Source organism: Hydrogenibacillus sp. N12 (assembly GCF_019645935.1).
Classification (GTDB): domain Bacteria; phylum Bacillota; class Bacilli; order Thermicanales; family DSM-22653; genus Hydrogenibacillus; species Hydrogenibacillus schlegelii.
The window spans coordinates 1,498,236-1,511,084 of sequence record NZ_CP080953.1; the positions used below are offsets into that span (position 1 = coordinate 1,498,236).

Sequence of the window (12,849 nt, forward strand, 5' to 3'; positions counted from 1 at the left end):
CAAAGACCCATGCGCCTGCCCGAACGGGTGCACCGCCGGACTTTAAAGGCCTTTCCATTTAAAACAACTTAAAACAACGCCCTTTTCAGTCCTTTAAAGCCCCTTTAAACCTCGCGTTCCCGCACGGCGGACCTCCCGTCTCCCCGCCCCGGAACCCCGCGGCGGACTCATACGATATGTCGATCCGGCCCGCTCGCCCCGGCCACCTCCCACCGAGCGGGCGTCGCCCGAGATCCCGGCGTTCGCTTCAAAAACCCGTCGCCGGCATCGGCGAACCGGAAGGGGGCAGTCCCGTTGACCGACCGAGATCCCGTCACCGACCGCTATCCCGTCCTCTACGAAGACAACCACCTCATCGCCGTCGTCAAACCCCCCGGACTCGCCGCTCAGGGAGACGGCCGGGAACCGGATTTGCTCGCCTGGGTCAAGGCCCGGCGCAAGGCGCTCGAGCACAAAAAAGGCGAGGCCTACGTCGGCCTCGTCCACCGCCTCGACCGCCCGACCGGCGGCGTGATGGTCTTTGCCAAAACGTCCAAAGCGGCCTCCCGCCTCTCCGCCGCCTTCCGCGAGCAGACCGTCGACAAGCGGTACCTCGCCGTCATCGACGGCCATCCCCGGCCCCCGGCGGGCCGCCTCGTCGACTGCCTGAAAAAACGCCCCGACGGCCACGTCGTCGTCGTTCGATGCGGAGAACCCGACGCCCGGAAGGCGGTTCTCGACTACGCCCTCCTCGGCACCCGGCGCGGCCACGCGCTGCTCGACATCCGACCCCGGACCGGACGGCTGCATCAGATCCGGGTTCAGCTGGCGGCCCACCTCGCCCCGATCGCGGGGGATCGGCGCTACCATCCCCGCCCGGACCCGGCGCTCCCGACGCTCGCCCTGTGGGCGTACGCCCTCATTGTCCCCCACCCGACGACGCGGGCCCCGCTTCTTTTCTCGGCCCTGCCGGACGACCTCCCGCCGTGGCCGGCGTACCGGCCGGAGCTCGCCGCGCTCCGGGCCGCCCTCGACGCAGAAGCCCGGACGATCGCCGAAAACACGGGAGGAACGCCGGGCCCCGGCGGTCCGCCATGAGGCGATGCGAGTCCCGGGGCGTCCGGTTCCTCCTGAAGCTACGGCTCCGCCAACGCTCCTGTTCCGTCGCCCGCCGCGGCACCGCCCGCCTCCTCCCCTGCCCGGCCCTCCATGACGCGATCCCGGTTCTCGAGATCGCGACTCTCCACGACGAGGAGCCACCCCGCCTCGAGACGGATGATCCCTTCCGGCGCCGCCGGTTCGTTGCTCACCCCCCGCCCCATCCCCCAAGAGAGCGTCTCCCCCCGGAGGGCATAGCGAAACCCTTCCAGCACCACGCCCCGAACTTCCGGCGAAAACGGGATGAGCGACACGAACGGAAACCGGCTCCGGAGGCGATGTTCCCCCGGTCCGAAAAGATAGATCCGATGCGCCGGCCCGGCGACGAAACCGGCGAGGCCGTCTCGCGCGATTCGATACAAAAGCTGCACATTGGTCAGACTGTGGTCGAACCGGTCACCGAGGGCACCGTAGAGGACCACCCGCCGAACGCCGAGGCGCTTCGCCTCACCGTAGGCGAATTCCGTGTCCGTCTCATCTTTTTCCGCCGGCAGGACGATGCACGGCACGCCGGCCGCCCGAAGCCTTTCGAGCCCCGCCTCGCCGACGGTGTCGAAATCGCCGACGGCGATATCGAGCGAAAATCTCCGCTCGAGGAGCCAGAGCGCTCCTTCGTCGGCGCCGATCACCCGGAGCCTCCCGCCGTCCGCCTTTAGCGCCTCGAGGAGCGCCCGGTAATCGTCCGGAGCTTTTTTTCCGCCGGCGACGATGACGGCCGTCTCCATCCGCTTGCCCCCCTGCTCCGACCCGCCCTTGGGCTCCCGGGCCGGGTGTGATATACTGAGGCGGAGGTGACTCCGACTTGGCCGCCAACATCCTCCTCGTCGTTCAGTGGCTCCTCAGCGCCTATCCGATCCTGATCATCCTTTACGTGCTTTCCTCGTGGATCCCGCCCCTTTACGAGTCCCGGTTCATCGGCTGGATCGGAGGCCTGGTGGAGCCGTACCTCGGACTTTTTCGCCGCATTATCCCGCCGATCGGCATGATCGACATCTCGCCGATCGTGGCGCTTTTGGCCTACCAGTACATACTCGCCCCGGCGTTTTTCAACGGCCTCGTGACGCTCTTCCGCTGGACCGGGCTCCTCTGAACGGGGACGAATTCCTTCCCGGCGAGGGACATCGCCCGGCGAGGCAACGTCTTTCGCCGCCGCTTCCTCCGCCCACGGCTCTGCCGAACGGTTCGGCAGAGCTTTTTGGTTTCGGCCGGCCGCGCATAACATCCACGCGGACCACCATACTAAAAACCGGCAGCCAAAGGAGGTGAACCCGATGCTTCAGCCGCCGAACATCGTCTCGACGAAGGATCTGCTGTACTTAAAAGACATTCTAACCTGGCAACTGCTCACCCTCAAGCAGCTCCACCATTACGGCCAGGAAATGAAGATGCCGGCCCTCAAACAGCTCTCCGGCCAGCTGATTGAAATGCATCGGCAGCACGCCCAGACGCTCCTCGGCCACCTCAAGACGGACAACGCCAAGGGCGTTCAAGATTTCCAGGCCCGCCTCCAGGTCATGCCCGCCCAGCCGGCCGGCGCTCAGGCGATGGCCACCCGGTCGTAACCTGAGGCCCGACATCGGCGCGCACCGCCACCTCGGGAGCCGCCGAACCCGCCCATCTTCCGGCGGTGGGCGACGGCCGGCATCCGCCCTTGATGACTTAAACCATCCCCCCACGAAAGGAGGGATCCCCTTGGCCCAGGCTCGGACGACGATCAGCCCGCCGGCGCCGGCGGAAAGCCCCTCACCGGCGATGAGCGATCGGGACATCGCCAACGCCCTCCTGGCGTTGGAAAAGTCCCTCACGAGCGGCCTCAACATCGCCGCCTGGGAGGCGTCCAACGACGCCCTCCATCAGGATGTCATGAAAATGCTTCAGGACAGCCATCAGGCGGCCCGCCGGATCTACAACTTCATGTTCGCCCAGGGCTGGTACCCGATCGACGTCGAAGATCAGGCGAAGGTCGACGAGGCGTTCAGCCAGTTCGACCAGAAGCTGAAAGGCGAACTGCCGCCGCAAGGCATGCTCCAGTAACCGCCGACGAGGTCACGCCATGCGCCGAAACGCCGAGGCGTCGCCTCGGCGCCGAAGCAAAAAGGACCCGCCGCGTTGCGGGTCCTTTTCATCGTCTTTACCGGAGGTCACCGATCTTCCGTTGGCCACCGGCCTATCGATCCCGGGCGAGCGGGATGTCACGAACGCACGACGGGGGCGTCCGAAAGATCGGAGACCGCCATCTCGCCTTCGCCGCGGATGAGCTTCTTGCCGAATGCCTTCTTCGGCTTGAGCACGTCCAGCAGGTGCTCGACCGCCCGCTCCGGATCCACCGTTTCGCCGCACGTGTAGCAGTCGATAGCGGCAAAACTGTGCTCCGGATACGTGTGGATCGAAATGTGGCTTTCGGAAAGCATGACGAGCACCGTCGCGCCTTGCGGCTCAAATGCTTTGGACTGGACGCCCAGAACCGTTGCGCCGGACTTTTCCGCCGCCTCGACAAGCTGCTCACGCAGCCATTCGACGTCGTTCAGGCGCTCGGCCGAGACGCCCCAGACGTCGACGGCGATATGCCGGCCGGAAGTGGAGTAGGTCGTCATCTTTCGGATCCCCCCTCCTAGCCATGGTGTGCGCAATGCTAGGACCACCGTCATTCTTTCGGGGGTGCGACGCGCCCCGCTCGCGAATGAAACCGGGTTCCTATTCTTGCTCACCCCGTATACTGTAGCATGAAACGCCAGGGTTTGCAACCGGTTTGAACGACCCAAAAGAACCCGAACCGGCCGGTCCGACTTATGAATATTTTAAAATCAATCCCCTATGTACGCGCTCCTGCCTCAGGCGGGCAGGAGCACCTCCCCGGCGCTCACCCCTCCAGCGCAATGAGCCGGCGGGCGAGCTCCCGGAGCCTGGCGTCGATCGCCGGAATCTCCTCCGGCCGGGCGGCGTTCCGCCGGTCGAGCCACCGGTCGACCTCCGCCCGGATGAGAACGAGTTCTGCCGCACGGGACGCCTCCTCCGGCCCGCCGTCGGCAAACGCCGGACGGCGGGGCGTCCGCTCGAAGATGATCCGCTCGCCGGCCGGCGTCCGCTCGACGATCCGGACGACCTGGCCGTTTTCATAATGATAGAACACGGAAAACCCGCGGTACACCCGTTTCATCAGCGCCTCGCCGCGAAACTCCGCCACCAACCGACGCATCACTTCCGCGAGGCGACCGTCGGTGAACTGGCCGGCGCCGATCGCCCGGTAGCGGACCGTCGCCCGCACCGGCGCTTCCGGCCGTCCCTCTCGATCATTGGGGGCGAAGGAACGTTCCTGGATCAGACGGAGATAAAAGGCGTTGTGGAGCGCGCTGTATCCGACCTCCAGATCGCCGTTTTTAAGGACGTGCTCGTAGAGCGGGATGCCCGCCTCGCGAAGGCGCCGGAGAAGCTCCTCCGCGTCCTTGCCGCCGAGCGCAAGACGGATGGTCTCAAACTCGGTGGCGATGCGCCTACCCATGATATCGCCCCAATTCCTTCGATCTCTGGGTCAGACCGGTCCGCTTCTATTATACAAAAAAACGGGAGGAAAATCACCCGCCGCCCGCATCGTCGAACGGCTCTTCCTCCCCGTACACGAGCCAGTTAAACTGCGGGTAACGCCGCTCCGTCCGACCGTCCAGCGACCTCCCCTCCGGCCCCTGAGCCGGATCCGGCGGGCCGTCGTCTCCCCGCCGCTCCCCCGACCGCCCCTCCCGAAAGCGGAGGGCATAGCGGCGGGCCGCCTCCGGCGTATCGATCCCCTGCTCGGCCCAGTGGAAAAGGATCCGGTCGACGTAGCGGACCGAATTTTTCCCGAACCGGAGCGCCTCCTCGATCGCCGCTTCAATGAGCGCCACGGAAAGCCGCTCGTCCTTGAGCCACCGGGCGACGAGCTCCGCCTCCATCGGCGAAAGGGGGCGGCCGAAGGCCGCCTCCAGCCGGCCGATGAGGGCGCCTCCGTCGGCGTTCTCTCCTTCCGCCGCCGGCCGAAGGAGCGGCGCCGGACGGCGGCCCGCCGTCCCCGCCGCCTCCGGGAGGACCGTCCCCGCCGGCGCAAGCCGTTCCAGCTCGGCGGCCATCCGCTCGTAAAAGGGCGCCAGGTTGAACGTCTCCACCACCCGGCCGTCGGCGTCAAAGTGGATGTCGATCCGGAGCCATCCGGCATCGAGGAGCGCCTTCAGCCGGGCGGCGACCGCCCCCTCGTCGAGGGCGGTGCGGCCGGCGAGAAGCTTCGGCGTCGGAAAGCGCACGCCTTCCCGCTCGAGGGCGGCGAGATGCAAGAGGAGGAGAAAATCGTCGTCCCGAAGGCCCAAGGCTTTGTAGCGACCGAGAAACGGCGCCGGCAGAAGCAAAATCTCCCCCTGCAGGAGCCGGGCCCACGGGGACGCCATCGTCATACCTCCCGACGGCGGCCGACAAACGCGGCCAGGCGCCGGACGCCCTCCTCGATCGCCGCCTCGCCGAGGGCGAACGACAGGCGGACGTGACCGGCGTCGCCGAAGCCGCTTCCGGGGACGACGACGACGCCGGCTTCCTCGAGGAGGGCGTCCGCCCATCGATCCGCATCCGGGAAGCCCTGCCGCTCCATCGCCTCCCGCACGTCGACCCACAGGTAAAACGCCCCCGACGGCCGGAAAGCCCGAAGCCCCGGCACGCCGGCGATCCGCTCGACGATGAGGTCCCGCCTCCGGCGGAACGTCTCGACCATCGCCGCGACCGGCGCCGGATCCATCGTGACCGCCGCCAGCGCCCCGTACTGGGCAAACGTCGTCGGGTTCGACGTGCTCTGGCTCGCGAGGTCATCGAGCGCCCGGATCAGCCGCTCGTCGGCCGCCGCCGCCCAGCCGATCCGCCAGCCGGTCATGGCGTACGTCTTCGACACGCCGCTTACGATCACCGTCCGCTCCACCGCCTGGGGGTCGACGGCAATGATGCTCTTGTGGATGCCGTCGTAGACGAGCCGCTCGTAAATTTCGTCGGCGATGATCCACACCGGCCGGTGGACGAGGACGCTGAAGAGGCCGAAAAGCTCCTCCTCCGTGTACATCGCCCCCGTCGGATTCGACGGCGAGTTCAAGACGAACGCCTTCGTCCGGGGACCGATCGCCCGCTCGAGGGCCTCCGGCGTCAACTTGTAGCCGTCCTCGGGCCGCGTCGGGACAAAGACCGGCACGCCGCCGGCGAGGTGGATCTGTTCCGGATAGCTCACCCAGTACGGTGTCGGAACGATGACCTCGTCCCCAGGATCGAGGAGCGCCTGAAAGAGATGATAAAGCGCCTGCTTGGCGCCGCTGGCGATGTGGACGTTTTTTTCCGACCACGAAAGCCCCCGATCCCGGTTGATCATCGCGGCGACCGCCCGCCTGAGCTCCGGAATCCCCCCGGACGGCGTGTAGCGGGTCTTCCCTTCCCGAAGCGCCCGAACCGCCGCTTCGACGATCTCCGCCGGCGTGTCAAAGTCCGGCTCCCCGGCGGTAAATGCGACGAGGTCGCGCCCTTCGGCGGCGAGGGCCTTCGCCTTGGCCGCGAGGGCCAGGGTTGGCGACGGCTGAAGCGTCTTCACCCGTTCCGAAAGCGTCAGCCCTTCGGCAGCAAACGATTCGCTCATCGCACGGCCCCTTTCTCAAACTCGGCTATGGCCCCTTCCGAGGCCCCGCGGACCTTTTCCCGACGGCCGAACCGGCCCGGCGTTCAACCCGGCGGCATCCGCACGAGGAGATATCGCCGGCCGTCGGAGAAATCGTAATACGCATACCCGACGCCGCCGTCCTTAAGCCGAACGACCGCTTCGTAGACCGGCCGGCCGAACTCAAATCCGGGGGTGAGCCGGACGAGGCGACCGTCGGGAAAATCCTCCCCGACCCTGGCCCGAACCGCCGACTCCGGGACCGGACGGCCGGCGAAGCGGCCGACCGGACGGCCGGTTTCGTCAAACCAGAAGGTCCCCCCGTCGGTGACGACGGCGAGGAGCGACCGGCTTCCCCGGTACCAGAACGCCGCCTCGATCCGGGCGCCTTCCGGCAGGGCCGGCCGCACCCGCTCCAGCCACGCCTGAACCTCCGCCTCGGGCGCCAGAGCGGCCCGGGCGGTCCAGAACAAGAGCGCCGCGGCGAACAGGAGGAGGGAAACGGCTGCGGCGACCCGGACACCCCGGGTCGACGGGGGAGCGCCGCTCGCCCTCATGCCGGCCCGCCGGCCGCGCCGCCGGCCCGAAAGCGGCGGCTCCTCCGCTCCGCCTCGTACCGGATTCGCTCGGCATCGAGGGTGAGCACCGTCCGGCGCCACATGAGCCAGCGGCCGTCGACCATGACGCTTTCGACGTCCGTCCCCCGGCCGTTGTAAACGAGATGGGAGAGGAGGTCATGGGCCGGCACGTAGCGAACCGACGACGGGTCGATGACGATGAGATCGGCCCGCATCCCCGGAGCGAGGCGCCCGACGTCTTCGAGAAAGAGGGCCTTCGCCCCACCCGCCGTCGCCAGCTCGAGCGCCGCCGCCGGCGGCACCGCCGCCGCGTCTTTTTCCCGCCCTTTGGCGAGAAGCGACGCCAGCCGCATCTCGTCGAAGAGATCGAGGTTGTTGTTGCTCGCCGGCCCGTCGGTCCCCAGGCCGACGCCGAGACCCAGCTCGAGCCAGCGGGCGAGCGGGGCGATGCCGCTTCCCAGCTTGAGGTTGGAGACCGGGTTGTGGGCGATCCGCACGTCCCGCTCGGCGAGGAGGCGAAGCTCGTCGTCGCTCAAGTAGACGGCGTGGGCGACGAGGGCCGGCCCGTCGAAAAGGCCCGCCTCGAGCATCACCCGGGCCGACGAGCGGCCGGTCCGCGCCCGGACCTCCGCCTCCTCAGCCTCCGTCTCGGCGAGGTGGGTGTGGATCGGCCGACCGAGGTCCCGGGCCGCCTCCGCCACCTCCCGCAAAAACGGTTCCGGACACGTGTAAGCGCTGTGGGGGGCAAGCATCGTCGTCACCCGGCCGCCGTAGGCGCCGTGCCACCGCCGGGCGACGTCGATCGCCTCGGCAAGCTTCGCCCGGCGGGTCGCCTCGTCGCCGAGGCCGATCATCCCCCGGGCGAGCACCGCCCGGAGGCCGCTTTCCCCGACCGCCTGGGCGATGACGTCGATCCGGTCGTACATCTCGGCAAACGCCGTCGTGCCGCTTTCGATCATCTCCAGCTGCGCAAGGAGCGTCCCCCAGTAGACGTCCTCGTCGGTGAACGCCGCCTCGTTCGGCCACATCGCCTCTTCCAGCCAGCGCTTGAGGGGAAGCCCCTCCCCGAGGCCCCGAAGGAGGCTCATCGGCGTATGGGTGTGGGCGTTCACAAGCCCCGGAAGCACGATCCTCCCGGCGAGGGAGCGCCGCTCGGCGGGGGGAAGCGCCGGGCCGCCGATGTCGTCCGCCGCATTCATCGCGCCGTCGCCGGGCGCCGACGACCGGTTGCCGCCGTCCGGCCCGCCGCTTTGTGCCGAGCGGTGGCCGACGTCCGGTGCAGGCGGGTCGCCCTCCCGCTCGACGGCGGCGATCCGCCCCCCTTCGATCACGAGATGCCCCCGAACGAGCCGCCCGTCCTGATAGAGAAGCGCATCTTCCAGCACAAGCCGCATGGTCGGCCTCCGTCCGCCGCCGGGGTTCCGCCCGGCAAACATGATATCCGATTATACCGGATCTCGACGGGCAAAAAAAAGCCCGGGGGGACCCGGGCGCGTCCGGCCTCCTGGCCGTCCTTTCGCTGTCCGATCGCGTTCTTTCGCGATGCTTTCGCTTCTTGCCGACACTTGATCGTTGCCTGCGCCGACATCCGGTTGCTGCCTGCCGACAAAGCCTTGCGCGCGCCTTCCGTCGCGATTACATCACGAGGTATTCCGGTTGCCGGAGGTAGTACGCCAGGCTGTGGAGTTCCGTCGTGAGGTCGGCGTGATGGACCCGGACGTGGGGCGGGACGTGGATGATCGTCGGGGCGAAGTTGAGGATCGCTTCGATGCCCGCCTCGACGAGGAGGTCGGCGACCTCCTGAGCCGCGTAGTCCGGGACGGTGATGATGCCGACGCGGATGTCTTTTTCTTTCACCGTCGGCTGAAGTTCTTCCATCGGCTGGATGCGGATGCCGTCGATCTCCCGTCCCGCCTTGAGCGGCGAGTGATCGAAAATGGCCACGATGCGCATGTTGTCCTGCTGAAACGCATTGTACCGCGCCAGCGCCGTCCCGAGATGGCCCGCGCCGACGAGGGCGACAGGGATGAGCTGATCGAGATGCAGGATCTGACGGATCTTTTTAATAAGGTAACGAACCTCGTATCCGATCCCCTTTCGGCCGAATTCGCCGAAGTGAGCAAGGTCCTTCCGAATCTGCGCCGGGTTCAGCCCAAGGTCTTTCCCCATTTGATGGGAGGAAACCGTGCGCACCCCCATCCGATCGAGATAGGTGAGATAGCGCAGATAGATCGGCAGTCGCTTGATCACTGCATCGGAAATCGGTTGCTCGCGATCTCTGGCCACGGTTTTCCCCCCTCCCTCGTTCAGCGCGCCGGTTCTGCGGCGATTCTCCGCCGTACTATGCCAATTGTAGCGTTCAAAATCTGTTTCGTAAAGAGATGTTTTTGCAGCAACAGACGATCACAGCGCCGGCCCTTCCCGCATCTCCGCCGCCTCGCCGAGGGCGACGGCCGTCGGCCGGTTGGCCGCATCGACGAAGACGACCGACGGCCGGTGCCGGGCCGCCTCCTCCGGCGTCATGAGGGCATAGGCGATGATGATGACGACGTCGCCGACCTGAACGAGCCGGGCGGCGGCGCCGTTTAAACCGACGACGCCGCTTCCCGCCGGCCCGGGAATGACGTACGTCTCGAGCCGGGCTCCGGTGGTGACGTTGACGACCTGCACCCGCTCGTTCGGCAGGATGCCGGCGGCCTGAAGGAGATCGGCGTCGATGGTGATGCTGCCGACGTAGTGGAGGTTGGCCTCGGTCACCGTCGCCCGGTGAATCTTGCCCTTCATCATCGTAAGCCACATCTCTGCCCGCCTCCCGACGTTCGTTGCTTCGATCTTAAAGCGCGAGGGGCACCTGCGACGGGGGCCTCCGCGAAGCTTTCCGGCGCCCGCCTCAGGCGGGCGGCACCGCGACGCGAACGTTGTCGATGAGCCGCGCGGTGCCGAAAAAAACCGCCGCCGCCACGAGCACCGTCTCACCAGGAACGAGCTTCGCCTCCGGGGCGATCGGGCGAAGATCCGGCCACCGGACGAGCTCCACGTAATCGATCCGCGCCGTTTTGGCCGCCGCGATCCGGGTGCGGACCCCTTCAAGGAGGACGGCGGCGCGCCGCTCCCCCGATCGGATCGCTTCCGCCGCCCAGGTGAGGGCCCGGTAGAGGACCGGCGCCTCGGCCCGCTCTTCCGGGGAGAGATAGACGTTCCGGGAGCTCATCGCCAGCCCGTCGGGTTCCCGGACCGTCGGCACGGCGACGACCTCAACGTCAAAGTCGAGATCGAACACCATCCGCCGGATGAGGGCGAGCTGCTGCGCGTCTTTTTCGCCAAAATAGGCCCGCGTCGGCCGGACGCGGTGAAAGAGCTTGGCGACGACCGTGAGCACGCCGTCAAAATGTCCCGGGCGGCTCCGCCCGCAGAGCCCCTCCGCCATCCGGCCGGCCTTGAGGCCGACCTCCGGCGGCTCCGGATAGACGTCCGCCACCGGCGGATGATAGACGATGTCCACGCCTCGCCCGGCGAGAAGCGCCGCGTCCCGTTCGAGATCGCGAGGGTAGCGCTCGAAATCTTCTCCGGGCCCGAACTGGAGCGGATTGATGAAGATGCTCACGACGACGACGTCGTTTTCTTGCCTGGCCCGATCGACGAGGGCGAGGTGCCCCGCATGCAGGTAGCCCATCGTTGGCACAAAGCCGATGCTCCGGCCGGCCGCCCATGCCGGCCGGAGGGCCGCCTGAAGGGCCGCCCGGCTCTCGATTCGCTTCATCCGCTCACTCCTTTCCTGCCGCTTACTGTCGACCCCGTTCACATCGTCCGCCGGAACTCGCCCGCGGCCCATCGGCTGCCGAAAATCAACCACGCCTTCCCGGACGGCGGGCGATCAGGCGCCGGCGTCCGATCCCGGCCCGGCCGCCTCCCCCGGCACCGCCTCGACGGGGAGATAGGCGTGGGCCGCCTCCGGAAACCGGCCGCTCCGAACATCGTCGGCGTAAGCCCGGATCGCCCCGACGATCACCGCGTCGAGATCGGCGTAGCGCTTGACAAACCGCGGCGCCCGGCCCGCGCCGTACCCGAGGAGATCGTGATAGACGAGCACCTGGCCGTCGACGAACCGGCCGGCCCCGATGCCGATCACCGGAACCGGCACCGCCCGGGCGACCGACCGGCCGACGGACTCCGGAACCGCTTCCACGACGAGGGAAAACGCGCCCGCCTCGACGAGGGCCTTGGCATCGGCGACGATCCGCTCCGCCTCCGCGGCGCTTTTTCCCTGGACGCGGTAGCCGCCGGTGACGAGGACCGTCTGCGGCAAAAGCCCCAGGTGGCCCATGACGGGGATGCCGGCGGCGACGAGGCGCCGGACGAGCGGTGCGACGTCGGCCCCCCCTTCCAGCTTGACCGCGTGGGCGCCCCCCTCCTGAATGAGCCGTCCCGCCGCCCGGAGGGCCGCCTCCGGCGCCTCATGGGCCCAAAGAAAGGGCAGATCGGCGACGGTGAACGTCTCCGGCGCCCCGCGCCGGACGGCCTGCGTGTGATGGACCATCATCTCGAGCGTGACCGACACCGTCGAGGAAAAGCCGAGCACGACCATGCCCAGCGAATCGCCGACGAGCAAAAGGTCGACGCCGGCGGCCTCCGCCAGCCGGGCCGACGGCGCGTCGTAGGCCGTCAGCATGACGATTTTTTCCCCGCGGTCTTTTTTGGCCTTGAGCGTCTCCGGGGTCTGCACCGCCTTCGCCTCCTCAACAAAAAATCGCCTTACCCGCGCACGCCGGGTTAAGGCGACCCGTCTTCCCGATGGTCGTCTCCGTCCGACGGCTCGGAGCGCTTGTTCCGGCCGCTTCGCCGGGGCTTCGGGTGCAGCGCTTGCCGCCCCGCCCGGACGAAGTTCCGGGGTGTCTTTCATTATATCACAAACCGTCCGCCTCGCTAAAACGCCCGGCGACCGGCGCCGCCGCCCCTCCGCCGTTGATCCCGAACGGCGCCGGGACGACCCCCGTCGCGCCGACGCCGGATGCCCGTCTCGAGACAAAAAAAGCGGCGCTTTCCGCGCCGCCGGCCTCCCTTCCGGACCGCTCCCCCGCTCGTCCCTGCCGGCCGCGCCATCGTTCGGGCGGGTCGGCCCGGTCGCCGTATGTATGTGCATAAAATCACAAATCCATACGGTGAGGCGTCTTTCTCTTTTCCCGGGACACGCTCACTTCTTATAGAAGTCCCGGTTTTTCTGGATGTAGGACTTCCACTCTTCCGGCACGAAATCTTCGTGGTAGATCGCGGACACCGGGCAGACCGCTTCGCACGCGCCACAGTCGATGCACACGTCGGGGTCGATGTAGTACTGGTCTTCCCCTTCGTGGATGCAGTCCACCGGGCAGACCTCGACGCAACTCGCATCCTTGGTCCCGATGCACGGCTCGGTAATGACGTAGGCCATCGTCGACCTCCCTTTCGCCTTCGCTTCGTCCGGTCGGCGGCCGGCCATCCCTCGGCGCC

Annotated in this window: 16 protein-coding genes; 4 read left to right on the forward strand and 12 right to left on the reverse strand. The window is 67.6% G+C overall.

The genetic code is table 11. The annotated features are described in order from the left end of the window. Positions 1–294: 294 nt before the first annotated feature. The gene (locus K2M58_RS07060; RefSeq protein WP_220676973.1) at positions 295–1,077 is read left to right on the forward strand and encodes an RluA family pseudouridine synthase; all 783 of its coding nucleotides are present in this window, start codon (positions 295–297) and stop codon (positions 1,075–1,077) included. 38 nt (positions 1,078–1,115) lie between these two features. Here K2M58_RS07060 and K2M58_RS07065 read toward each other — a convergent pair whose 3' ends face one another. Then, entirely contained in the window at positions 1,116–1,862 is a 747-nt protein-coding gene (locus tag K2M58_RS07065; protein WP_220676974.1) for a thiamine diphosphokinase, read from the reverse strand. Positions 1,863–1,939: 77 nt separating this feature from the next. Here K2M58_RS07065 and K2M58_RS07070 point away from each other — a divergent pair, with 77 nt between their 5' ends. From K2M58_RS07070 to K2M58_RS07080, 3 genes are all read left to right on the forward strand, one after another. Next, a complete protein-coding gene (locus K2M58_RS07070) occupies positions 1,940–2,227 on the forward strand; it encodes a YggT family protein (RefSeq protein ID WP_252393410.1) in 288 nt (95 codons plus the stop codon). 181 nt (positions 2,228–2,408) lie between these two features. Further along, positions 2,409–2,699, forward strand: coding sequence for a ferritin-like domain-containing protein (locus K2M58_RS07075; protein WP_220676975.1), 291 nt, complete (start codon positions 2,409–2,411; stop codon positions 2,697–2,699). 130 nt (positions 2,700–2,829) lie between these two features. Next, the gene (locus K2M58_RS07080; RefSeq protein WP_220676976.1) at positions 2,830–3,171 is read left to right on the forward strand and encodes a spore coat protein; all 342 of its coding nucleotides are present in this window, start codon (positions 2,830–2,832) and stop codon (positions 3,169–3,171) included. Between the two features lie 158 nt (positions 3,172–3,329). Here the strand turns inward: K2M58_RS07080 and speD are convergent, their stop codons facing one another. The 11 genes from speD to K2M58_RS07135 form a co-directional block, all read right to left on the reverse strand. Beyond that, entirely contained in the window at positions 3,330–3,731 is a 402-nt protein-coding gene (gene speD, locus K2M58_RS07085) for an adenosylmethionine decarboxylase (protein ID WP_220676977.1), read from the reverse strand. Between the two features lie 266 nt (positions 3,732–3,997). Next, positions 3,998–4,636 carry a hypothetical protein gene (locus K2M58_RS07090; protein WP_220676978.1) on the reverse strand — a complete coding sequence of 213 codons (639 nt, stop codon included), beginning with the start codon at positions 4,634–4,636 and terminating at the stop codon, positions 3,998–4,000. Between the two features lie 73 nt (positions 4,637–4,709). Then, positions 4,710–5,549 (reverse strand): DnaD domain-containing protein, encoded by an 840-nt coding sequence (locus K2M58_RS07095; protein WP_220676979.1) that lies wholly within the window; start codon positions 5,547–5,549, stop codon positions 4,710–4,712. A 2-nt stretch (positions 5,550–5,551) separates the two neighbouring features. Further along, positions 5,552–6,766, reverse strand: coding sequence for a pyridoxal phosphate-dependent aminotransferase (locus K2M58_RS07100; RefSeq protein WP_354667509.1), 1,215 nt, complete (start codon positions 6,764–6,766; stop codon positions 5,552–5,554). Positions 6,767–6,849: 83 nt separating this feature from the next. Then, positions 6,850–7,341 (reverse strand): hypothetical protein, encoded by a 492-nt coding sequence (locus K2M58_RS07105; protein ID WP_220676980.1) that lies wholly within the window; start codon positions 7,339–7,341, stop codon positions 6,850–6,852. After that, positions 7,338–8,756 carry an amidohydrolase gene (locus K2M58_RS07110; protein ID WP_220676981.1) on the reverse strand — a complete coding sequence of 473 codons (1,419 nt, stop codon included), beginning with the start codon at positions 8,754–8,756 and terminating at the stop codon, positions 7,338–7,340. The genes K2M58_RS07105 and K2M58_RS07110 overlap by 4 nt, the downstream gene beginning before the upstream one ends. A 241-nt stretch (positions 8,757–8,997) precedes the next feature. Further along, the gene (locus tag K2M58_RS07115) at positions 8,998–9,648 is read right to left on the reverse strand and encodes a redox-sensing transcriptional repressor Rex (RefSeq protein WP_066198822.1); all 651 of its coding nucleotides are present in this window, start codon (positions 9,646–9,648) and stop codon (positions 8,998–9,000) included. Between the two features lie 117 nt (positions 9,649–9,765). Next, a complete protein-coding gene (gene panD / locus K2M58_RS07120) occupies positions 9,766–10,161 on the reverse strand; it encodes an aspartate 1-decarboxylase (protein ID WP_066198819.1) in 396 nt (131 codons plus the stop codon). 91 nt (positions 10,162–10,252) lie between these two features. Next, positions 10,253–11,122 (reverse strand): pantoate--beta-alanine ligase, encoded by an 870-nt coding sequence (panC, locus tag K2M58_RS07125; protein WP_220676982.1) that lies wholly within the window; start codon positions 11,120–11,122, stop codon positions 10,253–10,255. A gap of 114 nt (positions 11,123–11,236) precedes the next feature. Next, entirely contained in the window at positions 11,237–12,085 is an 849-nt protein-coding gene (panB, locus tag K2M58_RS07130; protein WP_289628236.1) for a 3-methyl-2-oxobutanoate hydroxymethyltransferase, read from the reverse strand. Between the two features lie 468 nt (positions 12,086–12,553). Beyond that, positions 12,554–12,790: a ferredoxin family protein gene (locus K2M58_RS07135; protein WP_220676984.1), complete on the reverse strand. Its 237-nt coding sequence runs from the start codon at positions 12,788–12,790 to the stop codon at positions 12,554–12,556. Positions 12,791–12,849 lie beyond the last annotated feature (59 nt).